Raw genomic sequence first — 14,939 nt, forward strand, 5'->3', positions numbered from 1 at the left:
TTCAGGAGCTTTCATCCATGACTGCCATTGCCATGTTGATCAACGGCGAGCGCGTGCAAGCCACCGGCGGCGCCACGTTTGAGCGTCGCAACCCGCTCGATGGTTCGGTCGCCACCACGGCACCCGCTGCCAGCGTGGCCGACGCCAAGGCCGCTGCCGACGCAGCCGCCAAGGCCTTCCCGGCCTGGTCGGCCCTGGGGCCCAACGCGCGCCGCGCGCTGCTGCTCAAGGCAGCACATGCGCTGGAGGCCCGCACGGCCGACTTTGCGGTGGCCATGGCGGCCGAGACCGGCGCCTCGGGCATGTGGGCGGGCTTTAACGTGCACCTGGCTGCCGGACTGCTGCAAGAAGCCGCCGCCCTGACCACGCAGATTGCAGGAGAAGTGATTCCGTCCGACGTGCCCGGCAGCCTGGCCATGGGCGTGCGCCAGGCGGCGGGCGTGGTGCTGGGCATTGCGCCCTGGAATGCACCGGTCATCCTGGGCGTGCGCGCCATCGCCACGCCGCTGGCGTGCGGCAACACGGTGATCCTGAAGGGGTCGGAGCTGTGCCCCGCCACACACGGCCTCATCATCGAGGCGCTGCAGGAGGCCGGTTTGCCCCCCGGTGTGGTGAACTTCGTGACCAATGCACCCGTCGATGCGGGCGCCGTGGTCGAGGCCATCGTGGCCCACCCGGCAGTGCGCCGCATCAACTTCACCGGCTCCACCAAGGTGGGCCGCATCATTGCGCAGACCTGCGCCAAGTACCTCAAGCCCGTGGTGCTGGAACTGGGCGGCAAGGCCCCGCTGCTGGTGCTGGATGACGCCGATATCGACGCCGCCGTGGCGGGCACCGTGTTTGGCGCGTTCGCCAACTCGGGCCAGATCTGCATGTCCACCGAACGCATCATCGTGGACAACGCCGTGGCCGACGAGTTCGTGGCGAAGCTCGGCGCGCGTGCCAAGGCCCTGCCCCTGGGCGACCCACGCAAGGGCCCAGTGGTGCTGGGATCGGTGGTGGACATGACCACCGTGCACCGCTGCAACGCCCTCATCGACGACGCACTGGCCAAGGGCGCCAAGCTGATTTGCGGCGGCAAGAGCGACAGCACGTTGATGCAGGCCACCGTGCTCGACCATGTGACGGCAGAGATGGACATCTACCGCGAAGAATCGTTCGGCCCTGTCAAGCCCGTGGTGCGCGTGAATGGCGTGGAAGAAGCCATTGCCTGCGCCAATGACAACGAGTTCGGCCTGTCATCCGCCGTGTTCAGCCGCGATGTAGCCAAGGCGTGGAATGTGGCCGCACGCATCGAGTCGGGCATTTGCCATGTGAACGGCCCCACGGTGCATGACGAAGGCCAGATGCCTTTTGGCGGCGTGAAAAGTTCGGGCTATGGCCGCTTTGGCGGCATGGCCGGTGTACGTGAATTCACCGAACTGCGCTGGATCACGGTGCAGACCACGCCACGCCACTATCCGTTCTGAGCATCAAAAAAGATAGCACCTAGCGCATGATTTACCTGCGCCAAGTGCCACTTTTCTTCAAAATCACACGGTGATGGCATCCAACGGCCAGCGCGGCTTCACGTCAAAGGCGTAGTCGGTGTTGGCCTGCTGCTGCCCTACCTGCAGCCGCATGGCCGCTGCCATGGCAATCATGGCGCCGTTGTCGGTGCACAGGTGCAGCTCAGGGTAGTGCACGCGCACCTTGGCCGCAGCGCAGGCCGCATTGAGTTGCGCACGCAGGTGCCGGTTGGCCCCTACGCCACCGGCGACCACCACACGTTTCAGGCCGGTCTGCTTGAGCGCGGCCAGCGTCTTCTTCACCAGCACTTCGACAATCGCAGCCTCGGTGCTCGCCGCCAGGTCGGCCTTGCGTGCTTCCAGCTCATCGCCCAACTTCTTGGCCTGCGTGAGCACGGCCGTCTTGAGCCCGGCAAAAGAGAAGTCGAGATTGCCGCTGTGCAGCAGCGGGCGTGGCAGCTTGAAGGCCGTGGCATCGCCCTGCTCAGCCAAGCGCGACAGCGCAGGGCCACCGGGGTAGCCCAGGCCCATGAGTTTGGCGGACTTGTCGAACGCCTCGCCAGCCGCATCGTCAATGGTCTCACCCAGGATCTCGTAGCGACCCACGCCATCCACCCGCATCAGCTGCGTGTGGCCGCCCGAGACGAGCAGGGCCACAAAGGGGAACTCTGGCGGGTCGGCGCTGAGGAAGGGCGACAGCAGGTGCCCCTCCAGGTGGTGCACGCCCAGCACCGGCTTGTTGAGCGCTGCGCCCAGCGCGCAGGCCACGCCAGCGCCTACCAGCAGCGCACCCGCCAGGCCCGGGCCGCGCGTGTAGGCCACCACGTCCACATCGGCCAGCGACTGGCCAGACTCGGTAAGCACCTGCGTGGCCAGCGGCAGCACGCGGCGGATGTGGTCACGGCTGGCCAGTTCGGGGACCACGCCGCCATAGGCCTGGTGCATCTCGATCTGGCTGTGCAGCGCATGCGACAGCAGCGTAGGCACGGCATTGCCCGTGGAACGGACCAATGCCACGCCCGTCTCGTCGCACGAAGATTCAATACCCAGGATCAGCAAGCTCATGCCCCGAGTGTAAAACCCGGGGCCGATCCGTCCCGGAGGGCTGTTTACCAGCGGTCTGACCGCATGCGCAACTCCCAGTTGCCGCTGCGCAGCTCGTACACACCCACGGCACCGTAGCGTTGCTCTCCCTTCTCATCCCAGGTCATGGTGCCAATCACCGGGGCATAGCCGTTGATGCTGTGCAGGGCCTTGGTGATTTCCTTGGGGTCGGCGGACTTGGCTTTCTGGATGGCTGCAGAGAGCACATACGTGCTGTCGTAGCTGTAGTGACCACCGTAGGCCGGAGGCTTCTTGAAGGCGGCGATGTACTTTTCAAGGAAGGGCTTGCCGGTGGTGAACTCCTTGGCTTCCAGCACTGGCGAGGTGGCGTACAGCCCCTGCACGATGCCTGCGCCCTTGGTCATGTCGGTGGTCTTGATGGTGTCGCCACCCAGCAGGCTGACCTTGGTGTGGTCTACCTTCTTGAGCGCTTCGAGCAGCGCCAGGGCCTGGAAGTCGTTGAGGGTAGAAACAATCACTTCCACGTTGGCGGCCTTGAGTTCACCGGCCAGCTCGTCGAAGGCCACGGTCTTGTCGTCGAACGACTTGCGCACCACGACTTCCTTTTTCTCGGCCTTGAGCTGTTCGGCCGCGCCATCGGCCAGGCCCTTGCCGTAGGGGGTGCCGTCGTCCAGCGCGGCGTAGCGGTTGGCGCCCAGCTGCGTGGCCGCAAAGGAGCCGATGGCGCGCGCCTGCAAGGTGTCGTTGGCCACCATACGGAACGTGGTGGGGAACCCGAGCTGCGTGAACTTGGGATTGGTGGAGATGGCGATCTGTGGAATGTCCTTGGCGGCGTAGATGGGGGCGGTCTCAATGCTCACGCCCGAGTTGAGGTGGCCCACCACGGCTACCACACCCGCATCCACCAGCTGCTGGGCGACCGCCTTGCCGGTGGTGGCGTCGGCCTTGTCATCCACGGACACGACCTCCAAGGTCACGCGCTTGCCGTCCACGGTGTAGCCGGACTTGTTGAGTTCCTCAACCGCCAGCTTCACGCCATTGAGCAGATCCTGCCCCAAGGCACCCAGCGGGCCGCTCAAAGGCTGTGCAACACCAATTTTGATGGTGTCCGGCACCTTGCCGCATCCGGTCAGGAGTGCAGCAGTCGCCACTGCGGTCAAGGCCAGGCTGGCCGAGAAGCGGCGCCGGTTCATGTGCTTGTTCATGCAAAAAACTCCATTTCAGTGTGTCTGTGTGACCAGATGTATATGCGACGCCCTGCTGGGTGAGCTACCGGGTATGCCCTCCCACGGTGTCAGTATTAGCAACTTTCAGGCCCCACAACGGGGGCCAGGGCACCCAGGCCTGGCGGGCCTGGGGCCGGTATGGGCCTTGCGTGAAAGCCCATCGCAACGGCGCTCTGGGGCCGTGCACCACCCCGGCGCACCAATTTGTGGCGTAAAAATTGCTTATGCTTACGGGTATGAATGAGGCTTTGCGCATCGTGGTGGTTGCCCCGGATCTGGCAGTCGCCGACCCTGACGACGAACACGCCGTGGAGCAGGCGGAGCGATCGCGGGCGCTGCGCATCGGGCTGCTGGAGAACAACTTCAACCTGGTGGCCACGCTGCCCGCCGACGTGTTTCTGAGCGAGCGCATTGCCCAGCTGCAGCCCGACCTGATCATCGTGGACGCCGAGAGCGAGGCCCGCGACGCGCTAGAGCATGTGGTGATGGCCACACGCGACGAACGCCGCCCCATCGTGATGTTCACCAACGATGAAGACACCTCGCACGTGAAGGACGCGGTGGCGGCCGGTGTGTCTGCCTACATCGTGGCGGGCCTGGCACCGCAGCGCATCCGCCCCATTCTGGACGTGGCCATGGCCCGCTTCCAGCACGAACAGGCTTTGCGCGCCGAGCTGGCCGACGCCAAGACCGAGCTCAAAGACCGCAAGACCATCGACCGCGCCAAGGGCCTGTTGATGCAGCGCCAGGGCCTGACCGAACAGGCCGCCTACGAAAAGCTGCGCAAGACCGCCATGGACAAGGGCCTGAAGCTCGTGGACGTGGCTCAGCGCATGCTGGACGTGATGGATCTGCTGGGGTAAAACCAGAGAACAACCCCCTGAGCGGCTGCGCCGCTTCCCCCTTCTCTCGAATGATTGCGTCATTCGGGAAGGGGGACGATGCCCTCGCTGCGGTGCGGCCCTTGCTTGGCATCCCTCGCCTGGGCCGCGCCCAATTCCAAGGCCCCTCCCAAATGGTGCGCCGCACAAAGGCAGTGCGAACACACTGATCACCACAAGAACATCCCTGCTGCAAGCCCCGCAGGCGTGTAGCGCTTATTGATCAAGCGCAGACAGCTATCTATTCCATAGCAACCAACGCTCCAACATGGCGCAGCGCACGCTGGCACGCGCTTTGCATTGCACAGTGCAAGACCAATGCAGGTCTGACCACTGACAGCACTGACCCAACGGCGGGCCGGTGCTGGCAAGGAGCCCCGGACCCGTTCCAGGCTCCACCCAGGACAAAGGCGTCCCCACCCGCTCCCGGCGTTGCTTTGATGCAGCCGGGCGCGGTGTGAGGACGCCTTTTTTGTTTTTCACGCCACCAGGGATGCCCTATGACCGATCTGTTGAAAACCAGCCTCAACCGCCGCACCGTGCTGCAGGCCGCCACCGTGGGCGCTGTGGGTGTGAGCCCCGCGCTGCGCGCACTCGTCCACGCAGCGGGCTCCGACGCCCCCGAGAAGAAGGAGGTCAAGATCGGCTTCATCCCGCTGACCGACTGCGCCAGCGTGGTCATGGCTTCGGTGCTGGGCTTTGACAAGAAATATGGCGTGACCATCGTCCCCAACAAGGAAGCCAGTTGGGCCGGCGTGCGTGACAAGCTGGTGAACGGCGAACTGGACTTTGCCCATGTGCTCTACGGCCTGGTCTATGGCGTGCACCTGGGCACCGCTGGCCCCAAGAAGGACATGGCCGTGCTCATGAACCTGAACAACAACGGTCAGGCCATCACCCTCTCCAAGGCCCTGGCCGACAAGGGTGCGGTGGATGGTCCGTCCCTGGCCAAGCTCATGGCCAGCGAGAAGCGGGAATACACATTTGCGGGCACCTTCCCCACAGGCACCCACGCGATGTGGATGCACTACTGGCTGGCAGCGGCGGGCATCAACCCGCTGTCGGGTGCCAAGCTCATCACCGTGCCCCCGCCGCAGATGGTGGCCAACATGCGCGTGGGCAACATGGACGGCTTTTGTGTGGGCGAGCCCTGGAACCACCGCGCCATCATGGATGGCATCGGCATCACGGCCAACACCACGCAGGACATCTGGAAGGACCACCCCGAGAAGGTGCTGGGCACCACGGCCGAGTTCGTCAAGAAGTACCCCAACACCACGCGCGCCGTGATGATGGCCGTGCTCGAAGCCAGCCAGTGGATCGACGCCAGCCTGTCCAACAAGATGAAGATGGCCGAGACCGTGGCCGGCAAGGCGTATGTGAACACAGGCGTGGATGCCATCAACCAGCGCATTCTGGGCCGCTACCAGAACGGTCTGGGCAAGACCTGGGACGACCCCAACCACATGAAGTTCTTCAACGACGGCGCGGTGAACTTCCCCTACCTGTCGGACGGCATGTGGTTCCTGACCCAGCACAAGCGCTGGGGCCTGCTCAAGAGCCACCCCGACTACCTGGCCGTGGCCAAGGAAGTGAACCAGGTGGACCTGTACAAGTCGGTCGCCAGCGCCATGAAGATCAGCGTGCCCAAGGATGTGCTGCGCACCAGCAAGTTCATCGACGGCGTGGTGTGGGATGGCAAGGACCCCGCCAAGTACGCCGACGGCTTCAAGATCAAGGCCTGACGGCAACCCTGCCCCAGCGCCCTCCCGGCCACCCCGCAAGCAAGCCCTGCACAGGAGAACACCATGGTCAGTGCCGTCTTTCATTCCCCGTTGGATGCAGCCCCCGTGGCCGCACAGAATGCTATGAATACTGTAGCTGCAAGCGCAACATCCACTAGCGCAAGAAGCCAAAAGGCTGCGATATCTGCCCCCAAGGCACCTGCAACGCCCTCCAGCGTGGCCACTGGCCGCGACTGGTCCGCGCTCTCGCGCAGCTTCTGGCTGGCCGTGCTGCCGCCGCTGTGTGGCCTGGGCCTGCTCATCGGCCTGTGGGCGGTGGTCTCCACCACCACGGGCGGAAGCATCCCCAGCCCCAAGGACACCTGGCTGCAGGCGCTGGAAGTGTTCAGCAACCCCTTCTACCGCAACGGCCCCAACGACCAGGGCGTGGGCTGGAACGTGCTGATGAGCCTGCAGCGCGTGGCCATCGGCTTCGGCATGGCGGCGCTGGTGGGCATTCCGGCGGGGTTTGTGATCGGACGCTTCAACTTCCTGTCGCGCATGTTCAATCCGCTCATCAGCCTGCTGCGCCCCGTGTCGCCCCTGGCATGGCTGCCGATCGGTCTGCTGGTCTTCAAGGGCGCCAACCCGGCGGCCATCTGGACCATCTTCATCTGCTCCATCTGGCCCATGATCATCAACACCGCCGTGGGTGTGCAGCGCGTACCGCAGGACTACATGAACGTGGCCCGCGTGCTCAACCTGAGCGAGTGGAAGATCGCCACCAAGATCCTGTTCCCCGCCGTGCTGCCCTACATGCTGACCGGCGTGCGCCTGGCCGTGGGCACCGCGTGGCTGGTGATCGTGGCGGCCGAGATGCTGACCGGCGGCGTGGGCATCGGCTTTTGGGTGTGGGACGAGTGGAACAACCTCAACGTCAAGAACATCATCATCGCGATCTTCGTGATCGGCATCGTCGGGCTGCTGCTGGAGTTTGCACTCATCAAGCTGGCCACCGCATTTACGTTTGAAGAGGTGAAAGCATGAACACGACAGCTCCATCCACCCACCCTTCCATGAGCACCAAGTTCATCGAGATCCACGGTGTCGAGCAGACCTTCAAGACGGCCAAGGGCCTGTTCCCGGCGCTGCGCGACATTCACCTGACGATTGCCAAGGGCGAGTTCGTGGCGCTCATCGGCCACTCGGGCTGCGGCAAGTCCACCTTGCTCAACCTGATTGCCGGCCTGACCACGCCCACCAACGGCGCGCTGCTGTGCGCCAACAAGGAGATCAAGGGCCCGGGGCCGGAGCGCGCGGTGGTGTTCCAGAACCACTCGCTGCTGCCCTGGCTCACCTGCTTTGACAACATCTACCTGGCCGTGGAGCGCGTGTTTGGCGCCAAGGAAACCAAAGCCCAGCTCAAAGCCCGCACCGACGCCGCATTGGCGCTGGTGGGCCTGACCCACGCGGGGCAAAAACGTCCGGGTGAGATCTCGGGCGGCATGAAACAGCGCGTGGGCATCGCCCGGGCCCTGAGCATGGAGCCCCAGGTACTGCTGATGGACGAGCCCTTCGGCGCGCTCGACGCCCTGACCCGCGCCAAGCTGCAGGATGAGCTGCTGGAGATCGTGGCGCGCACCCAAAGCACCGTGGTGATGGTGACCCACGACGTGGACGAAGCCGTGCTGCTGTCCGACAAGATCGTGATGATGACCAACGGCCCGGCCGCCACGATTGGCGAGGTGCTGACCGTGGACTTGCCCCGCCCCCGCAAGCGCGTGGAGCTGGCCGAGGACCCGCAGTATGTGCACTACCGCAAGGCGGTGATCGACTTTCTGTACACGCGTCAGGGGCACGTCGAAAAAGCCGCTTGAGCGGCCGGTCGGCAGCGCACCCGGCCACCCAAAACAAAAGGGCTCTGACCAGATCGGTCAGAGCTCTTTTTCGTTGTGTCCCCGTGGCAGAGGTGCCGCACGCGCGCAGCTCCAGACCAGCGCACCCGCGCAAGGGCTGCCCCGCCGCTCTGGGTGCGTCCCCCTTCCCGCATGGCGCAGACCTTCGAGCGTAGGGGGAAGGCGCGCAGCGCCTCAGGGGGTTGCTCCTAGTGACTCCCGGTGATGTAGTTCTCCAACTGTTCAATGATGAATTTCTGCTCGGAGATGATGTCCTTGACCAGGTCGCCAATGGAAATCATGCCCACCAGCTTGCCGCCATCCACCACGGGCAGGTGGCGCAGGCGGTTGTTGCTCATGAGCTGCATGCACTGCTCGCTGGTCTGATCCGGGCGCACAAACATCACGGCCGAGGTCATCACATCCTTGACCTGGGTGACGGCCGAAGTGCGCCCCATGAGGGCGATTTTTCGGGCGTAGTCCCGCTCGGTAAAGATGCCGACGATGGACGCGCCCTCGGTCACGATGAGCGCGCCAATGCCCTTGTCGGCCATGAGCTGGAGGGCGTCCAGCACGGAAGCAGCAGGGCTGATGGTATGGACGGTGGCATCGGGTTTGGACTGAAGAATCTTGGCGACTGCGGTCATGGAAACCTCCCTCGTGAAAACGGAAACGGGCACAGGGAGATTTCAGCCCATAAGGCCCGTGCGCGCAACCCACGCAAGCCCCATGTGCAGCGCTTTTTGATCATCTGTTGCACGGCGAATGCAATGGATGTTTCTGCGCCGTTGCATACCGCCTTGCGCGAAACAAACTGAAAAGAAGCGAAACCGCGGCGAGACGACGCCCCCCGCCTGCCCCGGCACGATGGAGCCCATGTTCACCGCACCGACCACGCTCACCTCAGCGGCATCTGTTGCCTGCCAGCGCCCGGCGGTTTCCATGGCAAACCGCCAGGGTTCCGAGGGCAGGCAGACACGGCAGCCAGCACGGAAGATTGTTTCCAATACTGGAACAGTTAGTTCGCGACTCAGTGGTTTTTCTCTGAACAGCACCGGCGTACAGTTCATCCCATCGATGAGCCGAACCCGCAAGGCGACTCACCGAACCCGGTGCGAAGCGAGTCGTTTCTGATCTTCACCCGGTTTTTTGAGACGCTTTTTTAACTTCAAGGATTTCCATCATGAACAACACCGCACGTTTCCTGTCTATCGCCGCTGTTGCTGCTTTCGCTTCTTTCGGTGCCCAGGCCGACGAAGCCGACGCTTCGCAGTTCGCCACCCAGTTCGAAACCAGCCGCACCCGCGCCGAAGTGATCGCCGAAGCCGCTACGGCTGTGCAAATGCGCAGCCAAGAGCCCGCAGGCTCCCGCGTGGTGACCTACAAGTCCACGGCTGACCGCGCTGCCGTGCGTGCCGAAGCTGCCGCACAAGCCATGCGCACTGGCCGCGTGGGCCCTGCTGAAGGCGGTTGATTCAATTTTTTGAATCCACAGCTTCACCCACCGCGTATTCCAGATACCTCGTCCCCATTTTTCGATTTCACAGGAGTTTCATCATGAACAAGACTGCCCGTTTCCTCTCTATCGCTGCTGTTGCTGCTTTCGCTTCTTTTGGTGCCCAGGCTGACGAAGCCGATGCTTCTCAGTTCGCCACCAAGTTCGAAACCAACCGCACCCGCGCTGAAGTGGCTGCCGAAGCCGCTACCGTGGCTCAAACACGCAGCATTGAACCCGCTGGTTCGCGTGTGGTGACCTACAAGTCCACCGCTGACCGTGCTGCTGTGCGTGCCCAGGCTGCTGAAGCTGTGCGCACTGGCCAGATCTCTTCCGGCGAAATCGGCTCCCTGTAATTGGACCGGCCTGCACTTCGGTGCAGATGAAAGATTGCAAATGCCAAAAGGCCGAGGCCCCAACAGGGGCCTCGGCCTTTTTCATGGCGCTTCGCGACACGGAGAGGTTCGAAGCCTGCCATCGACAGCTCAAAGGCTGCCAATGGCGTCCACCCCGATTTACTTGCCAGCGCGCGCCTGGGCCACGGCCCCTTGCACTTCCTTCCACAAGCCCTCGCCCACGTTGGCGGCAATGCTGGCGTTCACGGCGCTGAGCTTTTCGCGCATGCGGTTGGCTTCGGCGGCGGGCAGTTCGTTGACCTGCATGCCCTTGCCCTTGAGGTCGGCCAGCGCCTTGTCGGCCTCGGCACGCGTGTCCTGGCGCTCGAAGTCGCGGCTCTTCTTGGCGGCGTCGAGCAGCACCTTCTGCTCAGCCTTCGACAGGCCATCCCAGTACTTCTTGCTGACCAGCACGATCCAGGGGCTGTAGACGTGGTTCGTCACCGTGAGGTACTTCTGCACCTCATAGAACTTGCTCGACAGGATGGTGTTGTAGGGGTTCTCCTGGCCGTCCACCGTCTTGGTTTCGAGGGCAGTGAAGAGTTCCGAGAACGGCAGCGGCACCGCATTGGCGCCCAGGGTCTTGAAGCTGTCGAGGAACACGTTGTTCTGCATCACGCGCAGCTTGATGCCGTCCATGTCTTCCAGCTTGTTGACGGGGCGCTTGCTGTTGGTGAGGTTGCGAAAGCCGTTCTCCCAGTACACCAGGCCCACCAGGCCTTTTTCCTGCAGCTTGTCCATCACCTTCTGGCCCACGGGGCCATCCAGCACCACGTCGGCTTCCTTGGCGTTGTTGAACAGGAACGGCGTGTCCCAGATCGCCATTTCCTTGGTGATGCCCACCAGCGTGGCCGTGGATCCCACCATCATCTCCTGCGCGCCGCCGATCAGGGCCTGCTGCATCTGCACGTCAGAGCCCAGCGCAGCAGCACCGATGGCGCGAATCTTCATCTTGCCGCCCGAGGCCTTTTCCACTTCCTGGGCAAACAGTTTGGTGGCCCGGCCCTGGTTGGAGTCCTCGTTGAGGCCGTAGCCAAAACGGATGATGCGCGGCTTGAAGTCTTGGGCTGCGGCCTGGAACGAGCAGGTGATGGCAGCGACCGACAGGGCGGCCAGCAGGGTGCGACGGAAAGTTTTCATGGTTGTCTCCATTGGCAAGAAAAACGGGGAAGAGGAGCAGGCAAACGGCTAGCGCAGCCAGACGACGGGCGCAGTCACGATCTGCGGGAAGACCACCAGCAGCGCCAGGATCAGCACGTAGGTGATAAGAAACGGGTTCACGCCCTTGATGACGCTGTGCATCGAGATGCGCCCCACCCCGGCCACCACGTTGAGCACCGTGCCCACCGGCGGGGTGATGAGGCCGATGGCGCCGTTGAGCACGAACATCAGGCCGAAATACACCGGGTCAATTCCCGCCTTGACGGCGATGGGCAGCATCACGGGCGCAAAGATCAGGATGGTGGGCGTGAGGTCCAGCGCCGTGCCGATGAGCACCAGCACAATCATCATCACGGCCATCAAGAGGCGCGGGTTCTCCACCAGCGGGCCCAGCCAGCTGGTCAGCACGTTGGGCAAGTCGGCCAGCGTGATCATGTAGCTGGCCACCTGGGCGCCAGCACACAAGAACATCACGATGGAGGTCGTCTTGGCGGCGCGCACCAGCACGCCATAGATGTCGGCCAGCTTCATCTCGCGGTGCACGAACAGCGCTACCACCAGCGCGTAGAACGCGGCCACCACGGCGGCCTCAGTGGGCGTGAACACGCCGGTCTTCATGCCGCCGATGATGATGAGCGGCATCAGCATGGCCCAGAAGGCGCGCACCGTGGCGCGCAGACGATCTTTGACAGGCAAGGGCTCGCCCTGGGGCAGGTCCATGCCGCGCAGCACCCAGCGCCAGGCAAAGATGAGGCCCACGCCCATCATCAGTCCCGGCACGATGCCCGACACGAACAGCGCCGAGATCGAGGTGTTGGTCGTCACACCGTAGATCACAAAGGGCATGGACGGCGGAATGATCGGCGCGATGATGCCGCCCGAGGCAATCAGCCCGGCGGATGTGTTCATGGGGTAGCCCTGCTGGCGCATCATGGGCAGCAGGATGGTGGCCAGCGCGGCGGTGTCGGCCAGGGCCGACCCGCTCATGCTCGCCATCAGCACCGCAGCGCCAATGGCCACATAGCCCAGCCCACCCCGGATGTGCCCCACCCAGGCCTGCGCCATGTCGATGATGCGGCGGCTGATGCCGCCTGAGTTCATCAACTCACCCGCCAGGATGAAGAAGGGCACGGCCAGGAGCGGAAAGCTGTCCACCCCGGCCACCAGGTTCTGTGCGAGCAACTGCGCATCCCAGAAGTCGAGCACCCAGGCCATGCCTGCGCCCGTGAGCACCAGGGCGAGGCCCATGTTCATGCCGGTGCCCATCAGCACCAGCATGCCCAGCGAAAAAACAAGAAAAGCCTGCGCTTCGGGTCCCATGGTCACTCCACCTCAGCGCCATGACCGAGGTCCAGCGGCTTGCGTTGAATCAATTCGACGGTTGCCATCACACCAATGGCCACCGCGCACAAAAAGGCCGGCAGCGGCAGCAGCGCAGCGGGGTAGGCCATGACGACCGAGCGGCTGCCCATGCCCACCACCACCTGCTGCCAGGCACCCCAGGCCAGCATCGCGCTGGCGGTGATCACCAGCAGCCGGATCACGGCGGTCAGCAGGCCAAAGGCCACCGGGCGCTTAGCCAGCAGGCCTGCCAGGCTGGTGAAGGCCATGTGTTCGCCTGCCGGATAGGCCGCTGCGGCACCGATGAACACCATCCAGACGAACAACAGGCGCGACAGTTCTTCACTGGCTGCCACGCCGCTGCCAAAGCCGTAACGCAGCACCACGTTGATGAACACGGCCACGGCCATCACGCCCAGGCAGCTGGCCATGAGCACCTGGGAGATCCGCGCAAAGCGGCTCTGTGGCACGGCATGTTGTGCAGGGGAACTCATGCGGTCTCCTTCGTTGCCAGCCAGGCCGAGGCCTGTTGTTGCAGCGTGGGCAGGTCCAGCAATGCATCCAGGCGCAGCACGCCCGTTTCGCCCACGGGGGATTCCAGCGTGGCGAACTGGCTGTCCACCAAGGCACTGGAGAAAAAATGGGTGCCTGCACGGGCGGCCACGCGTTGGCCTGCGCTCGCGCGGTCGATCTCCAGAAAGACGAACCGCAGCCCGGGGCAGGCGTTGCGCAAGCGGTCCCGGTAGACCTTCTTGAGCGCCGAGCAGGTCAGCACCGCGCCCTGGGGCTTGGCTTGCAGCAGTTGCCCCAAGGTGGTCAGCCAGCCTTCCCGGTCTGCATCGGTCAGTGCAATGCCCTGGCGCATCTTTTCGCGGCTGGCAGGGCTGTGGTGGTCGTCCCCTTCGATCAGGGGCAGGCCCTCGGCCTGTGCCAGGGCAGAACCCAGGCTGGACTTGCCGCAGCCCGCCACGCCCATGACGACCACAAAAGCGGGTGACGCTTGAAAACTCATATTGGTAGCGCTATCCAAACAATCCATAAAAAAGGCACCCGGTCTGGATGCCGCACAAACTTTGGCAAGCTGGGCAACTTGATTCAAAATGGCTGGCGTTGCCTTGCCCAAGAGTTTGGACAGCGCTATCCTAACCAGATCGATCCCCAGCCCCATGAGGGTTAACCCTTGAACAAACCCGAGACAAAACCCGACGCCAAACGCCGTTCCAGCGGCCGCATCACGCTGAGCGACGTGGCCAAGGCCGCTGAGGTCAGCCCCATCACTGCCTCCCGCGCCCTGCGGGGAGAACGCGGCGTGGCGCAAGAACTGGTGCAGCGCGTGAAGGCCGCCGCAGAGCGACTGGGCTATGTGCCCGACCCTGCCGCCCGGGCACTCGCGTCACAGCGCAGCGTGCAGGTGCCGGTGCTGGTGCCGCTGCTGTCCAACGCGCTGTTTGTGGACGTGCTGGAGGCCGTGCACCGCACGCTGTTCCCGCAGGGCTACCAGGCGCTGATCGGCGTCACGCACTACGACCCGCAAGAGGAGGAGCAGCTGCTGCGCACCTACCTCGCGCACCGTCCGGCCGGGCTGCTGGTCACCGGCTTTGACCGCACCGAGGCCTCGCGCCACCTGATTGCCGCCAGCGGCGTGCCCTGCGTGCACCTGATGGAAATGACCACGGCGCCGGGCGTTTTCTGCGTGGGGTTTTCGCAGCAGGATGCAGGCCACAGCATGACGGACCACCTGCTGGCGCGAGGCTACCGAAAGATCGCTTTTGTGGCCGCCCAGCTGGACCCACGCACCATGCAGCGCGCCGAGGGCTACCGCCGCTGTCTGCGCGACGCAGGCCTGTACGACCCCAAGCTGGAACTGCTGAGCCCTCAGCCCTCGTCGATGCGCCTGGGTGGCGAACTGCTGGAAGAGCTGCTGCGCACACGCCCGGGTGTCAATGCCGTGTTCTTCTGCAATGACGACTTGGCCCAGGGCGGCTTGCTGGCAGCGCAGCGCCTGGGTCTTTCGGTGCCCGGCCAGGTGGCCATTGCGGGCTTCAACGACCTGGCAGGCAGCGACCAGATGCTGCCGCCGCTGACCACGGTGCGTACACCCCGCGCCGCCGTGGGCGAGGCCAGCGCACGCATGCTGCTTGCGCTGATGCGCGGCGAGGTGCCCGAGCACAACTCGGTGAATCTGGGGTTTGAGCTGACAGTGCGCGAGAGCACCTGATACCTCCTGGTGCGCTGCGCGCCCGCCCCC

16 protein-coding genes are annotated in these 14,939 nt (G+C 64.1%); 8 read left to right on the forward strand and 8 right to left on the reverse strand.

Annotation, left to right across the window (positions count from 1 at the left end; genetic code table 11):
* The first annotated feature begins 17 nt into the window (after positions 1-17).
* Positions 18-1,469, forward strand: coding sequence for an aldehyde dehydrogenase (locus N4G42_RS17680; protein ID WP_260668094.1), 1,452 nt, complete (start codon positions 18-20; stop codon positions 1,467-1,469).
* A gap of 63 nt (positions 1,470-1,532) precedes the next feature.
* On the opposite strand, the gene tsaD is transcribed toward N4G42_RS17680, so the two are convergent.
* Both tsaD and N4G42_RS17690 read right to left on the reverse strand, forming a co-directional pair.
* Complete coding sequence (gene tsaD, locus N4G42_RS17685) at positions 1,533-2,573, reverse strand: tRNA (adenosine(37)-N6)-threonylcarbamoyltransferase complex transferase subunit TsaD (protein ID WP_099730818.1); 1,041 nt, start codon at positions 2,571-2,573, stop codon at positions 1,533-1,535.
* A gap of 44 nt (positions 2,574-2,617) precedes the next feature.
* A complete protein-coding gene (locus tag N4G42_RS17690; protein WP_056743995.1) occupies positions 2,618-3,778 on the reverse strand; it encodes a branched-chain amino acid ABC transporter substrate-binding protein in 1,161 nt (386 codons plus the stop codon).
* Positions 3,779-4,035: 257 nt separating this feature from the next.
* On the opposite strand from N4G42_RS17690, the gene N4G42_RS17695 reads away from it, so the two are divergent.
* From N4G42_RS17695 to N4G42_RS17710, 4 genes are all read left to right on the forward strand, one after another.
* Positions 4,036-4,662, forward strand: a complete 627-nt coding sequence (locus N4G42_RS17695; RefSeq protein WP_056058325.1) for an ANTAR domain-containing response regulator — start codon at positions 4,036-4,038, stop codon at positions 4,660-4,662.
* A gap of 518 nt (positions 4,663-5,180) precedes the next feature.
* Positions 5,181-6,425 (forward strand): CmpA/NrtA family ABC transporter substrate-binding protein, encoded by a 1,245-nt coding sequence (locus N4G42_RS17700; protein ID WP_056743994.1) that lies wholly within the window; start codon positions 5,181-5,183, stop codon positions 6,423-6,425.
* Between the two features lie 63 nt (positions 6,426-6,488).
* The gene (ntrB, locus tag N4G42_RS17705) at positions 6,489-7,451 is read left to right on the forward strand and encodes a nitrate ABC transporter permease (protein ID WP_260668095.1); all 963 of its coding nucleotides are present in this window, start codon (positions 6,489-6,491) and stop codon (positions 7,449-7,451) included.
* Positions 7,448-8,281: an ABC transporter ATP-binding protein gene (locus tag N4G42_RS17710; RefSeq protein ID WP_260668096.1), complete on the forward strand. Its 834-nt coding sequence runs from the start codon at positions 7,448-7,450 to the stop codon at positions 8,279-8,281. The genes ntrB and N4G42_RS17710 overlap by 4 nt, the downstream gene beginning before the upstream one ends.
* 227 nt (positions 8,282-8,508) lie before the next feature.
* Here N4G42_RS17710 and N4G42_RS17715 read toward each other — a convergent pair whose 3' ends face one another.
* The gene (locus N4G42_RS17715; RefSeq protein WP_015015148.1) at positions 8,509-8,946 is read right to left on the reverse strand and encodes a CBS domain-containing protein; all 438 of its coding nucleotides are present in this window, start codon (positions 8,944-8,946) and stop codon (positions 8,509-8,511) included.
* A 42-nt stretch (positions 8,947-8,988) separates the two neighbouring features.
* The gene (locus N4G42_RS17720; protein ID WP_260668097.1) at positions 8,989-9,243 is read right to left on the reverse strand and encodes a hypothetical protein; all 255 of its coding nucleotides are present in this window, start codon (positions 9,241-9,243) and stop codon (positions 8,989-8,991) included.
* A gap of 239 nt (positions 9,244-9,482) precedes the next feature.
* Between N4G42_RS17720 and N4G42_RS17725 the strand changes: the two genes are divergently transcribed.
* Together N4G42_RS17725 and N4G42_RS17730 are read left to right on the forward strand one after the other, a co-directional pair.
* Positions 9,483-9,773 carry a DUF4148 domain-containing protein gene (locus tag N4G42_RS17725; protein ID WP_056058312.1) on the forward strand — a complete coding sequence of 97 codons (291 nt, stop codon included), beginning with the start codon at positions 9,483-9,485 and terminating at the stop codon, positions 9,771-9,773.
* A gap of 83 nt (positions 9,774-9,856) precedes the next feature.
* Positions 9,857-10,150 carry a DUF4148 domain-containing protein gene (locus tag N4G42_RS17730; RefSeq protein ID WP_260668099.1) on the forward strand — a complete coding sequence of 98 codons (294 nt, stop codon included), beginning with the start codon at positions 9,857-9,859 and terminating at the stop codon, positions 10,148-10,150.
* A gap of 159 nt (positions 10,151-10,309) precedes the next feature.
* On the opposite strand, the gene N4G42_RS17735 is transcribed toward N4G42_RS17730, so the two are convergent.
* From N4G42_RS17735 to N4G42_RS17750, 4 genes are read right to left on the reverse strand one after another with little or no spacing between them, the layout of a single operon-like run.
* Positions 10,310-11,329 carry a TRAP transporter substrate-binding protein gene (locus N4G42_RS17735; protein WP_015015151.1) on the reverse strand — a complete coding sequence of 340 codons (1,020 nt, stop codon included), beginning with the start codon at positions 11,327-11,329 and terminating at the stop codon, positions 10,310-10,312.
* 48 nt (positions 11,330-11,377) lie between these two features.
* Positions 11,378-12,670, reverse strand: a complete 1,293-nt coding sequence (locus tag N4G42_RS17740) for a TRAP transporter large permease (RefSeq protein WP_260668100.1) — start codon at positions 12,668-12,670, stop codon at positions 11,378-11,380.
* Between the two features lie 2 nt (positions 12,671-12,672).
* Positions 12,673-13,185 (reverse strand): TRAP transporter small permease, encoded by a 513-nt coding sequence (locus N4G42_RS17745; protein WP_260668101.1) that lies wholly within the window; start codon positions 13,183-13,185, stop codon positions 12,673-12,675.
* Positions 13,182-13,703 carry a gluconokinase gene (locus tag N4G42_RS17750; protein ID WP_260668102.1) on the reverse strand — a complete coding sequence of 174 codons (522 nt, stop codon included), beginning with the start codon at positions 13,701-13,703 and terminating at the stop codon, positions 13,182-13,184. The genes N4G42_RS17745 and N4G42_RS17750 overlap by 4 nt, the downstream gene beginning before the upstream one ends.
* Before the next feature lie 168 nt (positions 13,704-13,871).
* Between N4G42_RS17750 and N4G42_RS17755 the strand changes: the two genes are divergently transcribed.
* Positions 13,872-14,909: a LacI family DNA-binding transcriptional regulator gene (locus N4G42_RS17755; RefSeq protein WP_260668103.1), complete on the forward strand. Its 1,038-nt coding sequence runs from the start codon at positions 13,872-13,874 to the stop codon at positions 14,907-14,909.
* Positions 14,910-14,939: the final 30 nt, after the last annotated feature.

The sequence above is a fragment of the Acidovorax sp. K2F genome, assembly GCF_025246485.1.
GTDB lineage: Bacteria > Pseudomonadota > Gammaproteobacteria > Burkholderiales > Burkholderiaceae_C > Acidovorax > Acidovorax delafieldii.

Excerpts from the sequence above, each read along its gene's own strand:
- N4G42_RS17680 (WP_260668094.1), top strand. The coding sequence starts at position 18 with ATGACTGCCATTGCCATGTTGATCAACGGCGAGCGCGTGCAAGCCACC.
- tsaD (WP_099730818.1), bottom strand. The coding sequence starts at position 2,573 with ATGAGCTTGCTGATCCTGGGTATTGAATCTTCGTGCGACGAGACGGGC.
- N4G42_RS17690 (WP_056743995.1), bottom strand. The coding sequence starts at position 3,778 with ATGAACAAGCACATGAACCGGCGCCGCTTCTCGGCCAGCCTGGCCTTG.
- N4G42_RS17695 (WP_056058325.1), top strand. The coding sequence starts at position 4,036 with ATGAATGAGGCTTTGCGCATCGTGGTGGTTGCCCCGGATCTGGCAGTC.
- N4G42_RS17700 (WP_056743994.1), top strand. The coding sequence starts at position 5,181 with ATGACCGATCTGTTGAAAACCAGCCTCAACCGCCGCACCGTGCTGCAG.
- ntrB (WP_260668095.1), top strand. The coding sequence starts at position 6,489 with ATGGTCAGTGCCGTCTTTCATTCCCCGTTGGATGCAGCCCCCGTGGCC.
- N4G42_RS17710 (WP_260668096.1), top strand. The coding sequence starts at position 7,448 with ATGAACACGACAGCTCCATCCACCCACCCTTCCATGAGCACCAAGTTC.
- N4G42_RS17715 (WP_015015148.1), bottom strand. The coding sequence starts at position 8,946 with ATGACCGCAGTCGCCAAGATTCTTCAGTCCAAACCCGATGCCACCGTC.
- N4G42_RS17720 (WP_260668097.1), bottom strand. The coding sequence starts at position 9,243 with ATGGAAACCGCCGGGCGCTGGCAGGCAACAGATGCCGCTGAGGTGAGC.
- N4G42_RS17725 (WP_056058312.1), top strand. The coding sequence starts at position 9,483 with ATGAACAACACCGCACGTTTCCTGTCTATCGCCGCTGTTGCTGCTTTC.
- N4G42_RS17730 (WP_260668099.1), top strand. The coding sequence starts at position 9,857 with ATGAACAAGACTGCCCGTTTCCTCTCTATCGCTGCTGTTGCTGCTTTC.
- N4G42_RS17735 (WP_015015151.1), bottom strand. The coding sequence starts at position 11,329 with ATGAAAACTTTCCGTCGCACCCTGCTGGCCGCCCTGTCGGTCGCTGCC.
- N4G42_RS17740 (WP_260668100.1), bottom strand. The coding sequence starts at position 12,670 with ATGGGACCCGAAGCGCAGGCTTTTCTTGTTTTTTCGCTGGGCATGCTG.
- N4G42_RS17745 (WP_260668101.1), bottom strand. The coding sequence starts at position 13,185 with ATGAGTTCCCCTGCACAACATGCCGTGCCACAGAGCCGCTTTGCGCGG.
- N4G42_RS17750 (WP_260668102.1), bottom strand. The coding sequence starts at position 13,703 with ATGAGTTTTCAAGCGTCACCCGCTTTTGTGGTCGTCATGGGCGTGGCG.